Annotated in this window: 20 protein-coding genes; 9 read left to right on the top strand and 11 right to left on the bottom strand. The window is 62.6% G+C overall.

Features of this window, described 5'->3' with window-relative positions; translation table 11 throughout:
* Window positions 1–330 precede the first annotated feature (330 nt).
* Together nirB and nirD are read left to right on the top strand one after the other, a co-directional pair.
* Complete coding sequence (nirB, locus tag BLW22_RS15200; RefSeq protein ID WP_065948264.1) at window positions 331–2874, top strand: nitrite reductase large subunit NirB; 2544 nt, start codon at window positions 331–333, stop codon at window positions 2872–2874.
* Complete coding sequence (nirD, locus tag BLW22_RS15195; protein ID WP_065948265.1) at window positions 2874–3236, top strand: nitrite reductase small subunit NirD; 363 nt, start codon at window positions 2874–2876, stop codon at window positions 3234–3236. The genes nirB and nirD overlap by 1 nt, the downstream gene beginning before the upstream one ends.
* Window positions 3237–4700: 1464 nt before the next feature.
* Here nirD and BLW22_RS15190 read toward each other — a convergent pair.
* The 6 genes from BLW22_RS15190 to BLW22_RS15165 form a co-directional block, all read right to left on the bottom strand.
* Window positions 4701–6032: an ABC transporter substrate-binding protein gene (locus BLW22_RS15190; RefSeq protein ID WP_074846940.1), complete on the bottom strand. Its 1332-nt coding sequence runs from the start codon at window positions 6030–6032 to the stop codon at window positions 4701–4703.
* A gap of 28 nt (window positions 6033–6060) precedes the next feature.
* Window positions 6061–7128 (bottom strand): branched-chain amino acid ABC transporter permease, encoded by a 1068-nt coding sequence (locus BLW22_RS15185; RefSeq protein ID WP_027608468.1) that lies wholly within the window; start codon window positions 7126–7128, stop codon window positions 6061–6063.
* Window positions 7129–7150: 22 nt separating this feature from the next.
* Entirely contained in the window at window positions 7151–8032 is an 882-nt protein-coding gene (locus tag BLW22_RS15180) for a branched-chain amino acid ABC transporter permease (protein ID WP_074846939.1), read from the bottom strand.
* Between the two features lie 2 nt (window positions 8033–8034).
* Window positions 8035–8811, bottom strand: coding sequence for an ABC transporter ATP-binding protein (locus BLW22_RS15175; protein WP_074846938.1), 777 nt, complete (start codon window positions 8809–8811; stop codon window positions 8035–8037).
* A gap of 10 nt (window positions 8812–8821) precedes the next feature.
* Window positions 8822–9877: an AMP-binding protein gene (locus BLW22_RS15170; protein ID WP_074846937.1), complete on the bottom strand. Its 1056-nt coding sequence runs from the start codon at window positions 9875–9877 to the stop codon at window positions 8822–8824.
* Window positions 9878–10079: 202 nt separating this feature from the next.
* Entirely contained in the window at window positions 10080–10643 is a 564-nt protein-coding gene (locus BLW22_RS15165; RefSeq protein ID WP_065928067.1) for a TetR/AcrR family transcriptional regulator, read from the bottom strand.
* A 139-nt stretch (window positions 10644–10782) separates the two neighbouring features.
* Here BLW22_RS15165 and BLW22_RS15160 point away from each other — a divergent pair, with 139 nt between their 5' ends.
* On the top strand, window positions 10783–11475 hold the full coding sequence (locus BLW22_RS15160; RefSeq protein ID WP_074846936.1) for a glutathione S-transferase: 693 nt from the start codon (window positions 10783–10785) through the stop codon (window positions 11473–11475).
* Here BLW22_RS15160 and BLW22_RS15155 read toward each other — a convergent pair.
* Complete coding sequence (locus BLW22_RS15155; RefSeq protein ID WP_074846935.1) at window positions 11432–12109, bottom strand: aspartate/glutamate racemase family protein; 678 nt, start codon at window positions 12107–12109, stop codon at window positions 11432–11434. The genes BLW22_RS15160 and BLW22_RS15155 overlap by 44 nt on opposite strands.
* 74 nt (window positions 12110–12183) lie before the next feature.
* Between BLW22_RS15155 and BLW22_RS15150 the strand changes: the two genes are divergently transcribed.
* Window positions 12184–12615 carry an HIT family protein gene (locus BLW22_RS15150; RefSeq protein WP_065928070.1) on the top strand — a complete coding sequence of 144 codons (432 nt, stop codon included), beginning with the start codon at window positions 12184–12186 and terminating at the stop codon, window positions 12613–12615.
* Window positions 12616–12620: 5 nt separating this feature from the next.
* On the opposite strand, the gene BLW22_RS15145 is transcribed toward BLW22_RS15150, so the two are convergent.
* Window positions 12621–13487: an aldo/keto reductase family oxidoreductase gene (locus tag BLW22_RS15145; RefSeq protein ID WP_065928071.1), complete on the bottom strand. Its 867-nt coding sequence runs from the start codon at window positions 13485–13487 to the stop codon at window positions 12621–12623.
* A gap of 72 nt (window positions 13488–13559) precedes the next feature.
* On the opposite strand from BLW22_RS15145, the gene BLW22_RS15140 reads away from it, so the two are divergent.
* Window positions 13560–14210, top strand: a complete 651-nt coding sequence (locus BLW22_RS15140) for a TetR/AcrR family transcriptional regulator (RefSeq protein WP_074846934.1) — start codon at window positions 13560–13562, stop codon at window positions 14208–14210.
* A complete protein-coding gene (locus tag BLW22_RS15135; RefSeq protein ID WP_074846933.1) occupies window positions 14203–14658 on the top strand; it encodes an NUDIX hydrolase in 456 nt (151 codons plus the stop codon). The genes BLW22_RS15140 and BLW22_RS15135 overlap by 8 nt, the downstream gene beginning before the upstream one ends.
* On the opposite strand, the gene BLW22_RS15130 is transcribed toward BLW22_RS15135, so the two are convergent.
* A complete protein-coding gene (locus tag BLW22_RS15130) occupies window positions 14648–15211 on the bottom strand; it encodes a cysteine hydrolase family protein (RefSeq protein ID WP_065948275.1) in 564 nt (187 codons plus the stop codon). The two genes, BLW22_RS15135 and BLW22_RS15130, sit on opposite strands and share 11 nt — an antisense overlap.
* 128 nt (window positions 15212–15339) lie before the next feature.
* Here BLW22_RS15130 and BLW22_RS15125 point away from each other — a divergent pair, with 128 nt between their 5' ends.
* The 3 genes from BLW22_RS15125 to BLW22_RS15115 all read left to right on the top strand — a co-directional run bounded on the left by BLW22_RS15125 (window position 15340) and on the right by BLW22_RS15115 (window position 18505).
* Window positions 15340–16746, top strand: coding sequence for an XAC2610-related protein (locus tag BLW22_RS15125; protein ID WP_074846932.1), 1407 nt, complete (start codon window positions 15340–15342; stop codon window positions 16744–16746).
* 130 nt (window positions 16747–16876) lie between these two features.
* Window positions 16877–18004, top strand: coding sequence for a saccharopine dehydrogenase family protein (locus BLW22_RS15120; protein WP_065928076.1), 1128 nt, complete (start codon window positions 16877–16879; stop codon window positions 18002–18004).
* A 3-nt stretch (window positions 18005–18007) separates the two neighbouring features.
* Entirely contained in the window at window positions 18008–18505 is a 498-nt protein-coding gene (locus BLW22_RS15115; protein WP_065928077.1) for a DUF2269 family protein, read from the top strand.
* 124 nt (window positions 18506–18629) lie between these two features.
* Here BLW22_RS15115 and BLW22_RS15110 read toward each other — a convergent pair whose 3' ends face one another.
* The gene (locus tag BLW22_RS15110; protein WP_074846931.1) at window positions 18630–19967 is read right to left on the bottom strand and encodes an MFS transporter; all 1338 of its coding nucleotides are present in this window, start codon (window positions 19965–19967) and stop codon (window positions 18630–18632) included.
* Between the two features lie 148 nt (window positions 19968–20115).
* Complete coding sequence (locus BLW22_RS15105; protein WP_074846930.1) at window positions 20116–21051, bottom strand: EamA family transporter; 936 nt, start codon at window positions 21049–21051, stop codon at window positions 20116–20118.
* Between the last annotated feature and the right edge of the window lie 42 nt (window positions 21052–21093).

Genomic DNA, 21093 nt, shown 5'->3' with positions numbered 1-21093 from the left:
GCTCTTCTGTGACCCTTTGATTTTTATCCGGGAATGCACTTTTTTGTCGCGGGATGCACCAGTTGGAGGCGCTGAAGTGTGCATTCAGACTCGATGAGTACCGCTAGAAGGCGTCGCAGTAAGGCTCGCGTCCAATTGGCACAGACCCTGCAAGCTCCCCCTCAACCCACCTCGGTCAACGACGATCGACAACAGGGGCATAAAGCGGTAGATCCGGCGCAGTCGCCGATCCGATCCCGCATAAGAACAGGCAAAGGCGCCTGGAACCGCAAGGTTTCAGGCGTTTTTTTTTGCTTTTTAAACCGTGATGAACGTTGTCGGGTGCTTGCTATGAACAAACAGATGAAAACCCTGATCGTCGTCGGTAATGGCATGGTCGGCCACCATTGCGTGGAGCAATTGATCGAACGCGGCGCGCTGGATCACTACCGGTTGCACGTGTTCAGCGAAGAGCCGATGCGTGCCTATGACCGCGTGCATCTTTCCGAGTATTTCACCGGCCGCGATGCCGAGTCCCTGGCGTTGTCGGACGCCGCGTTGTACCAGACGCCGGGTGTCACCCTGCACCTGGGCGTACCGGTGCTGGAGATCGATCGCGAACGCTGTGAAGTGATCACCGCCCAGGGCTGCGTGGGCTACGACAAGCTGGTGCTGGCCACCGGTTCCTATCCGTTCGTGCCGCCGATCGAGGGCGCCGAAGGCGACTCGCGCCTGGTGTATCGCACCCTCGAAGACCTCGACGCCATCCGTGCCGCTGCCGCCAATGCCCGCCGTGGTGTGGTGGTGGGCGGTGGCCTGCTCGGCCTGGAAGCCGCCAACGCCCTGAAAAGCCTGGGCCTGGAAGCCCATGTGGTGGAATTCGCGCCGCGCCTTATGCCAGTGCAACTGGATGATTTCGGCGGCCTTGCGCTCAAGGCCCAGATCGAGCGGCTGGGCGTCGGTGTGCATCTGTCCCGCGCCACCCAGTCGATCAGTGCCGGCGAGCAGTACCGCTACCGCATGAACTTTGCCAATGACGAGTTCCTGGAGACCGACCTGATCGTGTTCTCCGCCGGGATCCGCGCCCAGGATGCCCTGGCTCGCCAGGCCGGCCTGGAGATTGGCCCGCGCGGCGGCGTGGTGATCAACGACGAGTGCTTGAGCTGCGATCCCAATATCTACGCGATTGGCGAATGCGCCTCCTGGAACGGCAGCCTGTTCGGCCTGGTTGCGCCGGGTTACCAAATGGCCCGTGGCGTCGCCGCGCTGTTGTGCGAGCACAGCGCTGAGCCCTTTGTCGGCGCCGACATGTCCACCAAGCTCAAGTTGCTGGGCGTGGACGTGGGCTCCATCGGCGACGCCCACGCCCACACACCGGGTGCGCGCAGCTACCAGTTCATCGACGAGGCGAGCGCCAGCTATCGACGCCTGGTGGTGGATGCGAGCGGCAAACACGTGATCGGCGCGGTGCTGGTCGGCGACAACAGCTACTACGACACCTTGCTGCAATACATGCAGAACAGCATCGCGCTGCCGGCCGAACCGGCCAGCCTGATCCTGCCATCGTCCAGCGGCGCACCGACCCTCGGCCCAGGCGCCTTGCCGGACTCGGCCACGGTGTGCTCGTGCCACAACGTCAACAAGGGCGCGATCTGCTCGGCCATCGACGGCGGGTGCAGCGACCTCGGCCTGCTCAAGTCGCAGACCAAGGCCTGCACCGGTTGCGGTGGGTGTGCCGGGTTGCTCAAGCAGGTGTTCGAGCACGAGCTGATTGCCCGTGGCGTCAGCGTCGACAAGAGCCTGTGCGAACACTTCGCCTATACCCGCCAGGAGTTGTATGCCCTGGTGCGCGTGGAAGGGGTGACCACCTTCGAAGAACTGCTGGCCAGACACGGTCGTGGCCACATCGGCTGTGACGTGTGCAAACCGGCGGTGGGGTCGATCCTGGCCTCGTGCTGGAACCAGCCGATCATGGACGCGTCCCTGGTGCCGTTGCAGGACACCAACGATACCTTCATGGCCAACATGCAAAAGAACGGCACCTACTCGGTGGTGCCGCGTATTCCGGGCGGCGAGATCACCGCCGACAAGTTGATCGTGATTGGCGAAGTGGCGAAGAAATACGACCTCTACACCAAGATCACCGGCGGCCAGCGCATCGACCTGTTTGGCGCGCAACTGCACGAGCTGCCGGACATCTGGGCCGAGCTGATCGCGGCCGGGTTTGAAACCGGCCACGCCTACGGCAAATCCACGCGCACGGTGAAGTCCTGTGTGGGCAGCACCTGGTGCCGCTACGGTGTGCAGGACAGCGTGAAAATGGCGCTGCTGATCGAGGACCGCTACAAGGGCCTGCGTTCGCCGCACAAGCTCAAGTTCGCGGTATCCGGCTGCACCCGCGAATGCGCCGAAGCCCAGAGCAAGGACGTGGGCGTGATCGCCACCGAGAAGGGCTGGAACCTCTACATCGCCGGCAACGGCGGCATGCGCCCACGCCACGCCGAACTGTTCGCCACCGACCTGGATGACGCCACGCTGATCCAGTACATCGACCGCTTCCTGATGTTCTACATCCGCACCGCCGACAAATTGCAACGCACCTCGGTCTGGCGCGAAAGCCTGGAAGGCGGCCTGGATTTCCTCAAGGACGTGATCCTGCACGACAGCCTGGGCCTGGGCGCCGAGCTCGAAGCGCAGATGCAACGGGTGGTCGACCGCTACGAATGCGAGTGGGCCAACGCCCTCAAGGACCCGGAAAAACTCAAGCGCTTCCGCACCTTCGTCAACGACAAACGCCCCGACCCGGACATCCACTTTGTCCAGGAACGCGGCCAGCGTCGGCCGATCATGGCCGCCGAACTCAACCTGATTGCCGTCACCGAGGAGCTTGCCTGATGAGCCAGTCCAACACGCAGCGCAACCTTGCCACCTGGAAAAGCGTGTGCAACGAGACCGACCTGGTGAGTAATTCCGGCGTAGTGGTGTGGCTGGACGGCGCCCAAGTCGCGCTGTTCTACCTGCCCGGCGCCCGGGACCAGACGCTGTACGCCATCGACAACCACGACCCGGAATCCGGCGCGAATGTGATCGGACGCGGGCTGGTCGGCAGCATCAAGGGCGACCTGGTGGTGGCCGCGCCGATCTATAAGCAGCATTACCGTTTGGAAGACGGCCAATGCCTGGAGGCACCGCACCAGCGTTTGCGGGTATGGCCGGTGCGGTTGAATGCTGGAGTGGTGGAAATAGGTCTGGGCTGACACGCCTCGGTCTGAATGTGGGAGGGGGCTTGCTCCCGATGACGGTGGATCAGCTAATGAATCAGTTGACTGACACTCCGCTATCGGGAGCAAGCCCCCTCCCACAGTTGAGCTGTTTACATCCGGCAGATTTCGGTCGCATGGGCGGTAGCCAAAAGTCGTGTGTTGGAAGTAGGCATGGGCTGACACACCTCGGTCTGAATGTGGGAGGGGGCTTGCTCCCGATGACGGTAGATCAGCTAATAAATCAGTTGACTGACACTCCGCTATCGGGAGCAAGCCCCCTCCCACAGTTGAGCCGTTTACATCCGGCAGATTTCGGTCGCATGGGCGGTAGCCAAAAGTCGCTTGATTGAAGTAGGCATGAGCTGACACACCTCGGTCTAAATGTGGGAGGGGGCTTGCTCCCGATAGCAGTGTGTCAGCTAACAGATTCACTAGCTGACCCACCACCATCGGGAGCAAGCCCCCTCCCACAGTTGAGCCGTTTACATCCGGCAGATTTCGGTCGCATGGGCGGTAGCCAAAAGTCGCTTGATTGAAGTAGGCATGAGCTGACACACCTCGGTCTGAATGTGGGAGGGGGCTTGCTCCCGATGACGGTAGATCAGCTAATAAATCTGTTGGCTGACACTCCGCTATCGGGAGCAAGCCCCCTCCCACAGTTGAGCTGTTTACATCCGGCAGATTTCGGTCGCATGGGCGGTAGCCAAAAGTCGCGTGTTGGAAGTAGGCATGGGCTGACACACCTCGGTCTGAATGTGGGAGGGGGCTTGCTCCCGATGACGTTGGATCAGCTAATAAATCTGTTGGCTGACACTCCGCTATCGGGAGCAAGCCCCCTCCCACAGTTGAGCTGTTTACATCCGGCAGATTTCGGTCGCATGGGCGGTAGCCAAAAGTCGCGTGTTGGAAGTAGGCATGGGCTGACACGCCTCGGTCTGAATGTGGGAGGGGGCTTGCTCCCGATGACGGTGGATCAGCTAATGAATCAGTTGACTGACACTCCGCTATCGGGAGCAAGCCCCCTCCCACAGTTGAGCTGTTTACATCCGGCAGATTTCGGTCGCATGGGCGGTAGCCAAAAGTCGCGTGTTGGAAGTAGGCATGGGCTGACACACCTCGGTCTGAATGTGGGAGGGGGCTTGCTCCCGATGACGGTAGATCAGCTAATAAATCTGTTGGCTGACACTCCGCTATCGGGAGCAAGCCCCCTCCCACAGTTGAGCTGTTTACATCCGGCAGACTTCAGTCGCATGGTCGGCTGCCAAAAGTTGCTTGTTGGAAGTAGGCGTGAGCTGACACACCTCGGTCTGAATGTGGGAGGGGGCTTGCTCCCGATGACGGTAGATCAGCTAATAAATCTGTTGGCTGACACTCCGCTATCGGGAGCAAGCCCCCTCCCACAGTTGAGCTGTTTACATCCGGCAGATTTCGGTCGCATGGGCGACTGCCAAAAGGTAATTACTGCTCTTTGCTGCAATCCCGCGGCGTGATGCCTTTCTCCTTGGCGTACTGCGCCGCCGAGGCTTCGATGATCGGCCGCAGCAAGGCGCGGTCGGCTTGTACCCAGTCGCTGATCAGGTTCCAGCGCTGGCCGTCCCATTGCTGGAAGCGTACGGCGCCGCCGCCTTCGTGGTCGGCGCAGGAGAGTTTCAGCGGTTGCACCAGGCCCTTGGCGCCCAGCGCCTGCAGGCGCGCGTCGTCGAGGTTCAGGTGTTCGAAGCCCCAGCGTACCTGCTCGCCGGTCAGTGGTTTTTGCCCGTATTTTTCCTGGGCCAGGCGCAGCGCTTCGACGTTGAGAATGCCGTTGACCACGCCCAGGTTGTAATACACGGTGCCGAAACGCTTGGGGTCGGCCAGGTTGCCCTTGCCGGCGTCTACCACGCTTTGCTGGATACCTTGCAGCACCGGGAAGTCGGTGCCCGACGGGTGGGTGGTGATCGAGATAAAGCCTTTGGCGGCGGCACCGGCCGGTACCACGTCTTCTTCGGAGTTGCTCCAGATATTGCCGATGATGTGATCGGCCGGGTAGCCGACTTTCTGCGCGGACTTGAGCGCCACCGGGTTCATCACACCCCAGCCGCGCAGGATCACCCAGTCAGGCTTGAGACGCCGGATGTTCAGCCACTGCGATTGCTGCTCGTTGCCGGGGTGCGGCACTTCCAGCAGGGTCAGTTCGAAGCCGGCGTTTTTCGCCAGGGTTTCGAGCACGCCATTGGTTTCCTTGCCGTAGGGCGAGCCGTGGTAGAGCACGGCGATTTTCTTGCCCTTGAGCTTGTCGGCGCCGCCTTCGCGTTGGCCGATGTAGTTGATGATCGCCGAGACTTCCGAATAGGGGTTGAGCTGCAGCGGGAACACGTAGGGGAACACGCTGCCATCGGTGGAATCGGTGCGGCCATGGTTGATGGTGATCAGCGGCAGTTTGTCGGTGGTGGAGCGGTCCAGGGTGGCATAGGCGATGCCGACTGACAGCGGGTTGGTGGCGGCGGCCGGTGCACCGTTGAGCCCACCCTTGAGGCGCTCGTAGCATTCGACGCCTTTTTCCACCACGTACTCGGTCTCGCACTCGCTCCAGGTCAGCTTGACGCCGTTCACCCCGCCCTTGGCATTGATGTATTGCAGGTAGTCGATAAAGCCCCCGAAGAAACCGGTGCCACCGGCGGCGTACGGGCCGACCCGGTAGCTCTGCAACGGGAAGTATTGTTCGTTGGCAGCCTGGGCGCCGGCCGTGAGCCCGGCGGTGATCAGGGCCAGGCCCAAGGCCAGGCGGCGCAGCGATAAGCGGTGTGTCATGGAGGTCATTCCTGGGGGGTTATTGAGTTCAGTAACGCAGCGGCCAAACCCTGGCCCGTTGACGAAAGCGCTGCCACAGACGGGCCAGCCCCTCCGGTTCCTTGATCAAAAACGCGATGATCAGCGCGCCAAACAGCATCTTCTGGATGTTCTCCAGCTGTCCGGCATCCATCAGTCCAGCGGGCAACAGCGCGAAGAGATTGGCCAGCAGGATCGGGAACAACACGATGAATGCCGCGCCAAGGACGTTGCCGAGCACGCTGCCCAGGCCGCCGATAATGATGATGAACAGCACCTGGAACGAGCGGCTCAGGTCAAAGCCGTGGGGCTCGACCGTGCCCAGGTAGGCGAACGCCCACAGTGAACCGGCGATGCCTAGATAGAAGCCGCTGATGGCAAACGCCAGCAGCTTGGCCTTCAACAGGCGAATGCCGATGACGGCAGCGGCGGTGTCCATGTCGCGCACTGCCATCCAGTTGCGGCCCAGTTCGCTGCGCACCAGGTTCTTGCCCAGCCAGAACAGCGTCACCACCACGGCCAGCGTCAGCACGTAGCGGCCACGCGGTGAACTGAAATCCAGCCCGGCAATCAGCAGCGGCGGTGAGGTGATCACGCCCGAGGCGTTGTCGTTGGTAAACCAGCTGAAGCGGGTGAGCACCCACTCCACCACGAACTGCGCGGCCAGGGTCGCCACCAGCAGGTAAAAGCCCTTGATGCGCAGGCTCGGCAAGCCGAAGAACACCGCCACCGCGGCGGCGATCACGCCACCCAGGGCAAAGCTCACCAGCAGCGGCAGGCCGGGCACCCGCAACTGCAGGTTGTAGGCGGCAAACGCGCCCACCGCCATGAACGCCGCCGAGCCGAGTGAAAGTTGCCCGGCGTAGCCCGTCAGCAGGTTGAGCCCAAGCCCTGCCAGCGATAGCACCAGCAGCGGCACCAGGATTGCGCTGAACCAGTAGTCATTGCCCAGCCAGGGCACCGCAAAAAACGCCACGCCCAGCAGCAGCCACAGCGCGACGCGGTCCTGGCGCAGGCGAAAGGTGCGGCGCTCGGCCGCGTAGGAGGTGCTGATTTGACCGACTTCTTGATACAACATGCAGGCATTTCCCCAAGGACAATCAAACCCGTTCGATGGCGCGCTCGCCGAACAACCCGGCAGGCCGCACCAGCAGGAACAGCAAGGCGAGGACGTAGGGCACCCAGTTCTCGATGCCGCTGCCGATGATCGGGCCGAGGTAGATCTCGGCGATCTTCTCCGCTGCGCCGATGATCAAGCCACCGACAATCGCCCCGCCGATGGACGAGAACCCGCCGATGATCAGCACCGGCAGCGCCTTGAGCACCACCAGCGAGAGCGAGAACTGCACCCCCAGGCGTGCGCCCCAGAGCAACCCGGCCACCAGCCCGACGAACCCGGCCACCGCCCACACCAACGCCCAGATGCGCGGCAGGCGAATACCGATGGCCATGGACGCCAGCGGGTCATCGGCCACCGCACGCAACGACAGGCCCGCCCGGGTCTTGTTGAACAGCAGCGACAGCACGATCACCAGCGCGGCGGCGGTGCCGGCGGCAAACAGGTCGAATTGCGAAAGCAGCATGCCGCGGATTTCCAGCGGCTCGTCGGCGATGCCCAGGTCGAGCCCGTGCACCTGCGCGCCCCACAGGAACTGCGCAAAGCCTTCGATCAGGTAGGACAGCCCGAGGGTGGCCATGAACAGGATGATCGGTGGGCGATTGACCAAGGGCCGCAGCACCACTTTTTCGATCAGCAGCGCCAGCACCACCATGCTCGCCAGGGTGATCAGGAACGCCCAGGCAAACGGGAAGCCGCGCTCCAACAGGCTGACAAACGTCAGCGCGGCGAACAGCACCATGGCGCCCTGGGCAAAATTGAACACGCCGGAGGCCTTGTAGATCAGCACAAAACCAATCGCCACCAGGGCATACATCACGCCCGCCAGCAGCCCGCCGATCAGCACTTCGAAGAAAAATTCCATGTTCAGGTACCCAGGTAGGCGGCGATGACATCGGGGTTGGCGCGCACCTGTTGCGGGGTGCCGTCGCCTATCTTGCGACCGTAGTCGAGGACCACCACGTGGTCGCACAAGCCCATGACCACGCCGATGTCGTGTTCGATCAGCACCACGGTGGTGCCGAACTCGCGGTTGATGTCGCGGATGAACTGGCTCATCTGGGCTTTCTCCTGGGCGTTCATGCCGGCCATGGGTTCATCCAGCAACAGCAGGGTCGGTTCGGCGGCCAGGGCGCGGGCCAGCTCGACACGTTTTTGCAGGCCATAGGGCAGGGTGCCCACCAGCACATGGCGCCAGGGATGGATCTGCAGGAAGGCAATCACCTTTTCCGCGTGCAGGCGGTGGACGTCGTCCTCCCGTGGCGCGCGGCCCAGGCGCAGCATCTGTTCCAGCCAACTGCTGCGGCGCTTGAGGTTGCGCCCGGTGAGCACGTTGTCGAGCACGCTCATGCCCTTGAACAGCGCGATATTCTGGAAGGTCCGCGCAATCCCGCCTTCGGCCGCCTGGTGCGCGCGCATGCGCCGCCGGGTCTGGCCGGCGTAGCGGATGCTGCCGCCCTGGGGGTGGTAGACCCCGTTGATCACATTGAGCAGCGAGCTTTTACCCGCGCCGTTGGGGCCGATCAGGCCGCAGATGTCACCGGCCTTGACCTCGAAACTGATGGAGGTGATGGCCTTGATGCCCTTGAACGACAGGGAGATGTCATCGAGCCGCAGTAATACCGCTTCAGTGGGTGTGGGCATGGAAGGCTCGTCAGGCAGATTGAGGCAGCAAGTGGTCGCTGGGTTCGTGGCGGGTGGACGGCTCTTGCCAATGGCCGGGACGAATGCCCAGGGCCGCAAAGAAGGCGGCACTTTCCGGATGCAGTGGCGGCCCGACCAGCAAGGGCACGCGCAGGCGGCTCATGCCCAGCACATCCAGCAACGGCCGACGCACCAGCCAATGGCCCAGCCAGCGGCGCACGGGGGAGGGTGTCGGCTGCATGGCCCAGTCGTATAAACGATGGCTGAAGCTGCCCGGCAGTGGCAGGCGTTCACGCACCCATTGCTCCAGGCGCCCATAGGATTCGCGGGTGCCCAGCACCAGGGTCGGGCCCAGCTCGCGGCGGTCGGTGTCGCGGGTGGCGAGGGCCTCGGGGAAGTTCAGCCGAAAGCCGGCGTGCAGCCAGGGCGCGAGCAGGTAGCGTGCCTGCCCGCTGGCGGCAAACACCCGTGCGGCGAGGGCTTCGTCGTCGGCGCCGAGGTGTTCGCGGTCGACCAGCGTCCGGCTTCCCGCGAGCAATTGCCCATGGGTCAAGTGCAGGGACGTGTCGGCATGAAAGACGAAGGCGGTGTCGTTCGGCTGCGGGGCGTGGGCGGGTGGCGGTGCATCGGCACGCAGCTCGGCATAGTCGATCAAATCGGCGTCTGCGAACTGGCTCAGGCCACGCCCGTCAAGAAACACCACCACCCCGCGTTCACCGAGTTGTTGCAGCGCTTCCAGGTCTTGCACGAGCACAAAGCGCGGTCGCAGCCCGGCCAGCAGCGCCCGGTTGTCGCGGTCCGGGTCGAGCAACGTGACGTTGGCGCCCAGCCATTGCGCGGCCAGCGCCAGCAGCAACGCTTCGGGGCGCGCCTGGCTGAGGATCAACAGGTTATCGTCAGGCCCGAAGCGGCGCTGATGCAAGGCGGCGGCGAGCTGGCTGACCTCGTCAGCCACCGCGCTCCAGCTGCGCTCGTGCCAGATACCCAGGCGCTTGAAGCGCAAGGCAATTGCCGACCCTCGGGTGTGGGCTTGGCGCAACAGCGCTTGGGGCAGTGTCTGGGGCATGGGGGTATCCTTCGTCAGTATGCGAAGGCGATTGCACGCGTCATGCCAGAGGATTAAATGCTTTTATTTCAAGGGGATATGTGGATTTTTGGGGGAGGAGGCGTGTGTTGATTCAGCACAAGCTGTCCAAGCAGTGTTGTTGGGCCAACAGCGATGGGGCCATTGCTGGAGCGCTACCTGTCGCCGACAGGGCTCCAGCTTGTCACGCCGGGATAAGCCCCGCGTCCCGATAACTCTGGACCAGTTCGTCGTACAAACCGAGATCGGCCCGGGTGCGGGCAATCAACTGCGCGCCGGCAATGGCGGTGTAGATGGCACGCGCGCGACGCTCGCAGGCCTCTGTATTGCCGGGTTCGATCTCGGCAAGCAGCGCCGCCAGCCAGGCTACGTTGATATTGGCAAACGTCAGTATCTCTTCCTTCACCGGCTCCGGCAGGTCCTTATATTCGGCCGCCATAAAACTGGACAGGCACAAGCGGTTGCCGTCTTCGAGTGATTTTCGAAAGATGCTCGGATAAGCACGCAGGCATTGCAGCGGATCCGGGTTCTCGCTGCGTATCGCCGCGAGGGCGCTGGCGGCGTCTTCCCAATAGCGCCTGGCGACGGCCGCGCCGAGATCGGCTTTGCTCGGGAAGTGGTAATAGATACTGGCGTTCTTGATCCCCACCGTTTCGCCGATGCTGCGGAAGTTGATGCCACTGTAGCCGTAGTGCTGAGCGGCGAGTCTGGCGGCTTCCAGAATCGCTTCGCGGGCATTTTCACTCACGTGGGGATTGCTCTTCAGTGGGGGGAGGGGCGAATTCTACGCTGATAAGGTTTTACCTGCCAACTGGTAGGTAATGCTTGACGGCTTGAAATAATGCCTTCAGTCTTTACCTACCATTTGACAGGTAGGCGAGCAGATCATGACGTTCCAACAACCACAACCCGACGTATCCCAACCTCAGTTGATGCGGATTTATGATTGGTACAACGGCCCCTATCCAGCGCGTGTTCGTATCGCGCTGGCCGAGAAAAATATGTTGCCGCGCGTTGAGTTCGTGTCGGTCAACCTCTGGAAAGGGGAGCACAAACAACCTGAGTTCCTGGCCCTCAACTACTCCGGCACCCTGCCAGTGCTGCAACTGGAAGACGGCACGTTCATCGCTGAATGCACGGCTATCACCCAGTACCTGGACACGCTCGATGGCAACCCGACCCTCACCGGCAGGACGCCGACCGAGCAAGGCTTGATCCACATGATGACCAAGCGCGCAGAGATTGAATTGATGGATGCGGTCAGCGTGTATTTCCATCATGCCACCCCTGGGCTTGGGCCTGAGGTAGAGCTTTACCAGAACGCCGAATGGGGCATGCGCATGCGGGACAAGGCGGTCAGGGGGATGCACTATTTCGATAAGGTGCTCAAGACCCGCGCCTTTGTGGCTGGCGATGCCTTCTCAATGGCCGATATCGCGTTACTCGGCGGCATGATCTTCGCGGACCTGGTGCAATTGCCGCTGCCGCAGACGTGTGAAGCCCTGCGCGCCTGGCAGGCCAGGGTCAACGAGCGACCTAGCGTTCAAGCCTGGCGTGCAATGGTTGCACAACCGCACTGAGGGCAACGGCCCGCATAGCTGCCGCCAGCCCGGCCGCTGCGCTGGTGAGGGGCAGCGGGCCGGCCGTTACCTGCACGGCGGCCGCGCTCATCGACGCCTGGCCCAGCGCAACCCGTGTCATTCCATCCCTATAGGCGGCATCGGCAGCTTTGGCGATTGTCGCCAGGTAGCCGTCGATGTCACCCGCCTTGAACAAGCGCCATGCCCCCGGAACCAGCCGCACTTCGACGACCGCGTTCGATTGCAGCGCGGCCTTGTGAAACAGCCGCGCGGTCGGTTCGAGGGTGGTTTCCACCGCGCACAGCACCGCAATTTTTCCGCCCGCCTGCACCGCCGAGGCGGCCAGCGCTTCGTCTGTTCTCAGGATCGGGACACTGCTGGAGATACCTTCAACGGCCGGGCCCAGGGTCGAACAGGTGAGCACCACGGCGTCGGCCTGTTCAGCCAGTGCAAGCAGGGCTGATGCGGTGGATGCGCAGATCTCGGCGCTTAGATGACCGGCGTTTTCGGCAGCAGCCAACAGGTCGGCGCGCACTTCATGGCGTAGCACACCAGCGCCGATACCCAGTGCTTTCGCGGCGGTTTCAAACACGCTGATATTGCTGGCGGCGGTATGAAGGCAGGCAATGCGCATGGGCTGTTTCCAGTGCTGAAAATGTCGACGATGGTTAAGATGCAGCCCGCACTCACCTAACGCAAGGACAGGGTATGCCGCTGATCATGGAACGCGTAGAACAGGCCCGCAACGGCACCAACCACAAGATCATCTGTCGCATGCCCTCAGGTTGGGCAGTGATGGGCGATGTGCAATTCCTGCCTGGCTACTGCCTGCTATTGCCCGACCCTGTGGTCGCCAGCCTGAACGACCTGGATGCCGACGCCCGCGCGATCTACCTGCTCGACATGGCGCGCATCGGCGACGCGGTGCTGCAAGCCAGCGGTGCGTCGCGCATTAACTACGAGATCCTGGGCAATTCGGAGCCGGAGTTGCATTGCCATATTTTTCCGCGCTACGCCTCGGAGCCGGATGACAAGCGCAAGATGCCCGTCTGGTTTTATGATTGGAAAAATGCGTTGCCGTACGCGGAAGACATGCATGGGGAGCTGCGTAAGGCTATCGCGCAATTACTGGCAGGCTGATGCGTTTACCCTGCGATGTCGTTCAGTTCTGCCAGCACGTCGTCCGTCAGGTCCAGTTCGGCTACGGCGAGGTTTTCTCGCAAATGAGCGACCGATGAGGTCCCCGGAATCAGCAGGATATTCGCTGAGCGACGCAGCAACCACGCCAGGGCCAGTTGCTTTGGCGTTACGCCCAGGCGCTGGGCAACGTTAGTCAGTGTCGATGATTGGACCGGGGTAAATCCGCCTAGGGGGAAGAACGGTACATAGGCGATGCCGTCCCTGGCCAGCTCATCGATCAAGGCGTTGTCGTGTTGGTGGGCGATGTTGTACAGGTTCTGCACGCAGACGAACTCAATCAGGCCACGGGCTTCGGCCACTTGCGTCGGCGTGACGTTGCTGATGCCGATATGGCGTACCAGGCCCTGCTGTTGCAGTTCGGCGAGTGCGGCCAGGGGCGCTGCGATCGAGCCTTCTGCCGTGCCCATCAGGTTGTGGGTACAACGGAAATTGACCACATCCAGCACGTCCAGGCCCAGGTTACGCAAGTTGTCATGCACGGCCTTGGTCAGTTCCGCCTTCGATGCTGCGCCATGCCATCCACCTTGATCGTCGCGACGGGCGCCGATCTTGGTGACGATCGTGAGGTCGTCCCGGTAAGGATGCAGCGCCTCGCGGATAATTTGGTTGGTGACGTGCGGTCCGTAGAAATCGCTGGTATCGATATGGTTCACACCGCCTGCGACGGCCTCACGCAGTACCGCCAGGGCCGCATCCCGGTCCTTGGGCGGGCCGAATACACCCGGCCCAGCCAGTTGCATTGTGCCGTAGCCGATGCGGTTGACCTTATGGTCGCCAAGGGTGAAGGTGCCGCTGCTTGCCAGGTTGCTCATGACTGCTGCTCTTGCTTGAACTGAATAAGGCCCTAATATGAAGGATCCTTCAGATTTTGGAATTCGCATTCCATGAGCACCGTCAAAGCGTCATTGAAACCAAGAAAATCAGCGGTTCAAGCACGCTCTGCGGCAACCGTCGAAGCATTGCATGAGGCAACCCTTCAGGTTTTGACCCAGCAGGGTCTGGTGCGCTGCACCACTACGCGGGTGGCGGAGCGCGCGGGAATGTCGGTGGGCAGTCTCTACCAGTACTACCCAAATCGCGATGCGTTGCTCGCCGCCATTCTGGAAAAACACCTGGTGCGCGTGGCCGATAGCGTCGAGCTGGCGTGCTCCGGGCTTCAGGGCGCGTCGGTTGCGGAGATGGCGGGCGGCCTGGTCAAGGCATTACTCACCGCAAAATTGCGCGAACAGGCGGTATCCAAGGCGCTGTATGCGATCGCAGCCGAACGCGGCGGGCCGGAGTTGGTCGCACGTATCAACCTGCGCATGGTGGGCGCGATTGCAGCCATGCTGGCAACGGCGTCCGACGCCCACTTTGACGACCCTGGCCTGGTCGCGGCGATCTCGCTGAGTGCCATCGTCGGCCCGGTGCGCACCCTGCTTGAGGGGAACGCCGCGCCTGCGTTCGAGGCTGCGCTGGAGCAGCAAACCACCTTGATGCTGAGGGCGTATCTGCAGGCTCATCAACCCCCGACCCCAAGGAAGGCCCATGCGTGAACGAAAGGCCGCACGACTGCTGGTGATCAACCCCGCGCACGAGGTGTTGCTCTTCAGGTTCATCCATAAAGACGGCGCACTGGCCGGTCAAAATTACTGGGCTACCCCTGGCGGCGGTGTCGAACCGGGGGAGACTTTCGAGGCCGCTGCCATCCGCGAGCTGCGCGAGGAAACCGGTATCCAGGTGCAGGCCGTTGCAGCGCCCATCGCCGAGCGCCGATTTGCGCTGATGCTGCCCAGCGGTGAAACGGTGTCGGCCGTCGAGCACTACTTTGTGGTCCACACCGCCAACACCGAACTGTCCAGGGCTGAGTGGACGCTGGAAGAAACCCAGGTGATGGCGGACCATCAGTGGTGGTCGGCCCAGGCGTTGCGTGCCACCGAGGAAACGGTCTGGCCCGAAGCGCTGGTTGACATGCTGGTGCAAGCCGGCGTGTTCAGCGCATAGCGCCGAGAATCCCGGCCGTCTCGACCACCCTGGCATAGTCCATGGCCAGGTTGCTCAGCGACAGTGCGTGCACGTCCTCGGCCGGCCACAGGCGCCCGGACAAATCGGTTTGATCGAAGGTGTAGCAGGCGTCTGCGGCGACGAGCACGTCAAAGCCCAGGTTGCCGCCTGTGCGTGCCGTTGCTTCGACGGAGTTGTTGGTGATCACCCCGGCGATCACCAGTTGCTTGATCGAACGCGCGTGCAGCCAGCGTTCCAGCCCGGTGGCGATGAAGGCACAGGGTACGTTCTTTTCCACCACGTGTTCGTGGGCCAGTGGTTGCAGCCCAGGCTGAAATTCGCAGCCCGGCTGGCCCGGCCAGAATACCGAACCGGGGGTACGGGAGATGTGCCTGACGTGCACCACCGGTCGCCCCGACTGCCGCCAGGCGCCGAGCAACTGCTGCAACTGCTGCTCGGCCTGCGGATTATTGCGGCGCCCGAGCTTGGGGTCGTTCATGCCCTGCTGCATGTCGATGAGCACCAGTGCAGCGTTTGTGGCTAGGGGGTCCATGGCACATCCTTTGGCTCGTGAGGCACAAAACATAGCAGCCATTGAGTGCGCCTAAACAGCGATTTGTTCGATGCCTTCGCCATTTGCCTTTACACTGCCGCCCCCGAATTTCAGCAAGGATGCGTTGGATGCGTACGCGACTCAGCGGTGTACTCCTCTCCCTGGCCCTGGCCGCTCCCGTCATGGCCGAGCCCCGTTCGTTCTCGGTCAATGACCCCAGTGGTCAATACCTGGTCGAAGTGTTGTTCCCGGAGGTGCCGCAGGACTTGCAGCACCTGGCGCCGGCGCTCATCACCCTGCGCGACAAACGCTCCCTTGAAATCCTTCAGCAATTGCAGACCCCGGATGCCCAGGTGCCGCTGGACCAGCAAGGCAGAACCGTGGACTGGCGCCTGATGGGGGAGAACGGCGTGGTGTACTTCGCCGATATCAACCAGGATGGCCGCCAGGACCTGGCGATCCGCAATGGCACCGGTGCGGATAAGGACTTCCAGTCCAGTTACGACGTGTATCTGCAAGACCCGCACACGTCCCGCTGGGTGCTGAATGGCCCCTTGACCGACCTCGCCAACGAGACCTCCGGCGGGATGTTTTCGATCAATCCCAAGGACGGCATTATCCATTCGCAGACCGACCGGGGTTGCTGCTGGACCCGCGCCAGCCGCTATCAGATGCGCGATGGCAAACTGGTGCGACTCAGCGCGTACACCCAGGCAGAAGTGCCGGCGACGGACGATGACGCCAACAACAGCATGCCCAGCGGCTACATGCTGCGCACCACCGGTGAGTGGAAGGACGGCCAGTGGCTGGAAACGCCCAGGCTGGAAGGGCCGGTCAACGAAGACCCCGAGTTCCTGACCGGCACCCTCAACGGCAAGATCCCGGTGCAGCTCTGGTACCAGCAACAAGGCGCGGTGCTGATCGGTGAGTTGCGCTACACCAAAAGCGGCAGCGGCAAGCCGATCAAGCTGGTGGGCGACCAGGGTGAGTACGGCGACCAGTCGTTTATCTACCTGCACGAATATGCCGATGATGGCCGTCAAACCGGCATCTGGCGCATCACGCGGGAAACCGTCGAACCTTATGCCTACGCGGGCACCTGGGTCAGTGGCGCCAAGGGCGACCAGCCCGAGCTGCAGATTCAACTGCACAGGCAGGACCGGGAACCTGAGTACGACAAACTCGGCGACGTGGCCCGCGACCAGCGCGATGGCCATTACCAGATGCGCGATGACTTCCTCGGCCGCGACGGTGACCTGGACCTGAAAATCCTTCCCGAACGCGACGCCCAGGGCCGGGAAGTGGCGGAACTCAGCGTGACGCTCAAAGACACCGGCACCGACAAGATCATCATCACTACGCACCAAAGCGTGCCGATGGAAACCGAAAACCTGATCATCGTGCGCGCACCCCAGGCGCCCCCTCGGGCCGGGCCGTATCACATCCAACTGGTGAAGGGCTTTGCCGTGATCGAGCACAACTCGGCGCCGGACAGCCAGGACTACCTGACCGGGTTTTATCGTAAGCAGCCCTGAGGCTTGGGAGCAATGCTGCCTGAGTGTCGATCCTGGCTCAGGCGATTAAACAAATCGGGTATCTTTAGCCGTTTCAGCTGCTGGCCTGTCTCAGGCCCCGCGCACAATTGATTGATCAGGGAAGCATGCAATGGCACTCAGGGTGATGGTGATCGGCGGCTACGGCAACTTTGGCAGCATCATTTGCCAGCACCTGGCGGGCGCGCCGGGCATTGAACTGGTGGTCTCGGGCCGCCACCCACACAAGTTGCAGGGCAAAGTCGATGCGTTGAAAACATCCTCCGGCCGCGTGTGCGAAAGCTGGTGCGGCGATGCCATGGCGGCCGGGTTCGCTGGCGTCTTGCAGTCGATGGACATCCAGTTGGTGATCCACACCGGCGGCCCGTTCCAGGGGCAATCCTATGCCGTCGCCCAGCACTGCATCGACGCGGGCGTGAACTACTGCGACCTGTCGGATTGCCGGACCTTCGTCAATGGCGTCGGCGTGCTGGATGCGAAAGCCCGGCAGGCGAGCGTGGCCGTCCTCAGCGGTTGCAGCTCTGTACCGACGTTGTCGTCCGCCATCATCGATCAGTACCGCGATCGCTTTACGCGCATCGACACCATCGAGCATGGCATTTCCTCTTCGGCGAAGATGCCGGGGCTGTCGACCATCGAAGGTGTGCTTGCCTACGCGGGCAAACCGATCAAGCAACTCAAGCAGGGCCAGGTGCACGAAGTGCTGGGCTGGCAGGACCTGACCCTGCGCAGGATGCCCCAGCTCGGCACGCGGGTGCTGGCCAATGTGGACGTGCCCGACATGGATATATTCGCTGGTCGTTATGGCGCCCATACCTTGCGCTTCAAGGCCGGTGCGGGGCTCAAACTGGGCGGTGTCGCCAATTATCTGCTGGCGCAAGCGCTACGCATGGGCATTGTGCGCGACCACCTTGCATGGGCCGCCAGACTGCATCGCCTGGGCACCTGGTTCGAACGATTGGGTGATGGCAAAAGCGCGATGTACATCGACGTGCAAGGCCTGGGCATGCACGGTCAGCCGCTGTCCCTGGCGGTGCAACTCACGGCCCTGGACGACAAGGGCCCTGAAATCCCCAGCTGTGCAGCCGTTGCCCTTGCCACCAAAATGGCCCACGGTTACGTGCCCGAGCCCGGTGCCCGCCCGTGCGTAGGCGAAATCAGCGTCGACGAATACATGGCCGCCATCAACGAACCGACGAAGCTGAGCCTGACGGTGCGCTTCTCTGACGGGCAGGCCTGACGGATGCTCTACCTGTGCCTGAAGTACCTGCACATCATCGCGGCGATTTTCCTGTTCGGCTTCGGCATGGGCTCGTACCTCTACCTGATCGCCGCCAGTCGCACGGCCAACCCGCAAGTGATCGCCCATGTGGCGCGTATGGTCGTACGGTTTGATACTTGGATTACCACGCCGGCGGGCGTTATTCAGATCATCACGGGCTTGCTGCTGATCCAGCTTGCCGGGCTGTCTGTGACCACGGAATGGGTACTGACCGCGTTGATCATCTTCCTCTGCGTGGGCTCGCTGTGGCTGCCGGTGCTGGTACTGCAGAAGCGCTTGCAGCAGATGGCCTCGCGGGCGGTCGAGACCGACACGGTGCTGGATGATGGATTCCGTGGTGTGTACCGGAAATGGTTCTGGCTGGGCGTCTTCGGGTTCTTGGGGATGTTTGTGATCGTGATGATCATGGTGACGAAGATGACGCCGTGGCAGTTGGTTGGGCTGTTGGCGGGGGGCTGAGTGCCCGCTCAAGGCTTGGCATCCCAAACCGGTGCAACGATGCATACCGCTGTGTTCATAGCGGCTCCTTCAAAAAGCGCTGCTCATGCGTCGGCCGCTGCTACGGTTTGGACGGTGTGGGTGCTTAACGCGAGAGCAGCGGCGCCGGGCTTTTGTCCTCTGCGCCCACGTCGTGCAGGGAAATCCTCGACGTCTCCGGCAATGCCAGCCCGCCCGCCAACGCCAGCAATGCCACGGCAATCAGGTAGAACGCCGGTGACAGGTTGCTGCCGGTGGTGCTGATCAACCACGTGGCCATCAGCGGCGCGGTACCGCCGAAGATCGTATACGCCATGTTGTAGGTAATCGCCGAGGCGGTATAGCGCGTGCGGGTCGGAAAGGTCTCCGACAGCAACGCCGCCGTCACCACACCACACAGTACTGCGCCGACCGCCAGCAACATCACCCCGACAATTGACGCCGTGAACGAACCGGAACTGGCCATCAGGAACGACGGATACACCACCACCATCAACAACACGCACGCCGTCATCACCGTGACCCGACGCCCCACGCGATCCGAATACAGCCCCGCCAGCGGGCAAATCGCCGCGGCGAAGATCAACGCGATCAGCGACACCAGCAACGCCATCGCCCGACTCAGCCCACCGGCCACTTGCAGGTACGTCGCGAAGTAGGTGGTGAACATATAAAACGACAGCGCCGTCAGTGACACAAAAGCGCCCAGGCAGCAGATCGCCGCACCATGGTTGCGCAAGGTTTCCTTGAGTGGCGAGTGGGCCACCGCGTGCTCCTGCTTCACGGCCTGGAAGGCGGGCGTCTCATCCAGCTTCCAGCGCAGGTAAAGGCCCACCAGGCCCAGCGGCGCGGCGATCAGGAACGGCAGGCGCCAACCCCAATTGCCCATGGCCTCGGCGGACAACGACGCTTCAAGGGCGTACGCCACCACGGCGGCGGCGGCGAAGGCGGAGAACGTCGACACCGGCACGAAGCTGCCGTACCAGGCGCGTTTGTCCCGGGGCGCGTGCTCCATCAGGTAGGCACAGGCACCGGCGTATTCGCCGCCGGCGGAGAAACCCTGGGCACAGCGGATCAGCGACAACAGGATCGGCGCCGTGACGCCGATGGCGGCGTAGGTGGGCAGCAGGCCGATCAAGGTGGTGGCGCCGGCCATCAGCAGGATGGTCATGGCCAGGGTGCGCTTGCGCCCGATACGGTCGCCGAGCATGCCGAAGAAAATCCCGCCCAGGGGCCGGAAGGCGAAGGCGACGGCGAACACCGCGAAGGTTTTGAGCAAGGCCGCGCTGGCATCGCCGCTGGGGAAGAACTGTTGGGCGATGGTGGTGGCGAGGAAGCCGTACACGGCGAAGTCAAACCATTCGACGAAGTTACCGATGCCGGCGGCGATGATGACCTTGCGCAGGGTTTGGGGGCTTACCTGTTCGGTGGAGGGGCTCGTCATGGGGAAGGCCTCGGACGGGGTCGGGGATGCTGGATTATCCGGGGAGGGTGTTGGACGGCCGGGCTCAAAAGAGTCGTCCGCGTAGTCAGTAGCGACCGGGTGGGATTGGGGAGGCAGGAATTGGGCCAGGTCAGGCGGGGATTTATCGTTACCGGGCAGACTTGCGATAGGTCAGCAGCACAATCCCGGTCACCACGATGACGCCGCCGACTATCTGGCCGGCGCTGAGCATTTGATCGAGCACGATCCAGCCCATCAGCAACGTCGCCAGCGGCTCAATGTTCATGACCGGCGCATTGCGCGGCATGTCCAGGCGCGGGACCGACATGAACAGCACGATAAAACCGGTGCCGTACAGCACCATCAACGTTGCGAGTGCCAGCCAGCCGGTACCCGTGGCCGGCGGGTTCAGGCCGCCGGGAAGGGCGCCGCTGAGGCCGGCGAGGTTGACACTGCTGAATACGATGAAGATGGTCAGCAGGCTGCGCACGGAGCCGCGTACCTGGGACAACTTGTGGTCGGTGATCCACAGCGCGCAGGCGAACACGAACGCGGCGCAGAAGGCCAGGCCGACGCCGAGCAGCCATTGCGGGCCGATATCGGCACTGCCTGAGAGGCGGCCGGGTACGTCCAGCACAAACACCAGGCCCACCAGGATCAAGCCCATCAGCAAGGCGGTGCGCGCCGTCGGACGTGGGCCGCCGAATGCCCAGGTGAGCAGGGCAAGCAGAATCGGGAACACGTTGCCCACCAGCAGCGCCAGCGCCACCGGCACGCGGGCCACTGCGGAGTAGAGGCACAGGCTCTGGGTAGTGATAAGCAGGCCCAGCAGCACTTGCCAGCGCCATGCACCTGCGGGCAGGCGCAGGCTTTGGCGTTGCCACAGTACTAGCACCGCCAGCACCAGCAAGGTGCCACCCGAGCGCAGCAGAATGGCCAACAGCACACCGGCGCCATCATCGAAGGCGACCCGAGCGGCGATGTGATTGCCGGCGAAGGCACAGCCCATGCAGAGCAGAATCAACACGGCAATGGGGCGGGAGAACAGGGCGGGGGCAGTTTGCGTCGGGGCAGGCGGAGTCATGCTGGGGCTCGGGCGGTTGGCGCCATCGTCGGGGATGGCGAT

This window comes from Pseudomonas marginalis (genome assembly GCF_900105325.1).
Classification (GTDB): domain Bacteria; phylum Pseudomonadota; class Gammaproteobacteria; order Pseudomonadales; family Pseudomonadaceae; genus Aquipseudomonas; species Aquipseudomonas marginalis.
The sequence above is the reverse complement of the archived record's forward strand: the minus strand, read 5'-3'. Positions and strand labels throughout refer to the sequence as shown.

What these genes read in the sequence shown, in the direction of transcription:
- BLW22_RS15160 (WP_074846936.1), top strand. Translation starts at nt 10,783, where the DNA reads ATGACGTTCCAACAACCACAACCCGACGTATCCCAACCTCAGTTGATG.
- BLW22_RS15105 (WP_074846930.1), bottom strand. Translation starts at nt 21,051, where the DNA reads ATGACTCCGCCTGCCCCGACGCAAACTGCCCCCGCCCTGTTCTCCCGC.
- BLW22_RS15115 (WP_065928077.1), top strand. Translation starts at nt 18,008, where the DNA reads ATGCTCTACCTGTGCCTGAAGTACCTGCACATCATCGCGGCGATTTTC.
- BLW22_RS15190 (WP_074846940.1), bottom strand. Translation starts at nt 6,032, where the DNA reads ATGACACACCGCTTATCGCTGCGCCGCCTGGCCTTGGGCCTGGCCCTG.
- BLW22_RS15175 (WP_074846938.1), bottom strand. Translation starts at nt 8,811, where the DNA reads ATGCCCACACCCACTGAAGCGGTATTACTGCGGCTCGATGACATCTCC.
- nirD (WP_065948265.1), top strand. Translation starts at nt 2,874, where the DNA reads ATGAGCCAGTCCAACACGCAGCGCAACCTTGCCACCTGGAAAAGCGTG.
- BLW22_RS15135 (WP_074846933.1), top strand. Translation starts at nt 14,203, where the DNA reads ATGCGTGAACGAAAGGCCGCACGACTGCTGGTGATCAACCCCGCGCAC.
- BLW22_RS15120 (WP_065928076.1), top strand. Translation starts at nt 16,877, where the DNA reads ATGGCACTCAGGGTGATGGTGATCGGCGGCTACGGCAACTTTGGCAGC.
- BLW22_RS15125 (WP_074846932.1), top strand. Translation starts at nt 15,340, where the DNA reads ATGCGTACGCGACTCAGCGGTGTACTCCTCTCCCTGGCCCTGGCCGCT.
- BLW22_RS15130 (WP_065948275.1), bottom strand. Translation starts at nt 15,211, where the DNA reads ATGGACCCCCTAGCCACAAACGCTGCACTGGTGCTCATCGACATGCAG.
- BLW22_RS15145 (WP_065928071.1), bottom strand. Translation starts at nt 13,487, where the DNA reads ATGAGCAACCTGGCAAGCAGCGGCACCTTCACCCTTGGCGACCATAAG.
- BLW22_RS15185 (WP_027608468.1), bottom strand. Translation starts at nt 7,128, where the DNA reads ATGTTGTATCAAGAAGTCGGTCAAATCAGCACCTCCTACGCGGCCGAG.
- BLW22_RS15140 (WP_074846934.1), top strand. Translation starts at nt 13,560, where the DNA reads ATGAGCACCGTCAAAGCGTCATTGAAACCAAGAAAATCAGCGGTTCAA.
- nirB (WP_065948264.1), top strand. Translation starts at nt 331, where the DNA reads ATGAACAAACAGATGAAAACCCTGATCGTCGTCGGTAATGGCATGGTC.
- BLW22_RS15180 (WP_074846939.1), bottom strand. Translation starts at nt 8,032, where the DNA reads ATGGAATTTTTCTTCGAAGTGCTGATCGGCGGGCTGCTGGCGGGCGTG.
- BLW22_RS15150 (WP_065928070.1), top strand. Translation starts at nt 12,184, where the DNA reads ATGCCGCTGATCATGGAACGCGTAGAACAGGCCCGCAACGGCACCAAC.
- BLW22_RS15110 (WP_074846931.1), bottom strand. Translation starts at nt 19,967, where the DNA reads ATGACGAGCCCCTCCACCGAACAGGTAAGCCCCCAAACCCTGCGCAAG.
- BLW22_RS15170 (WP_074846937.1), bottom strand. Translation starts at nt 9,877, where the DNA reads ATGCCCCAGACACTGCCCCAAGCGCTGTTGCGCCAAGCCCACACCCGA.
- BLW22_RS15155 (WP_074846935.1), bottom strand. Translation starts at nt 12,109, where the DNA reads ATGCGCATTGCCTGCCTTCATACCGCCGCCAGCAATATCAGCGTGTTT.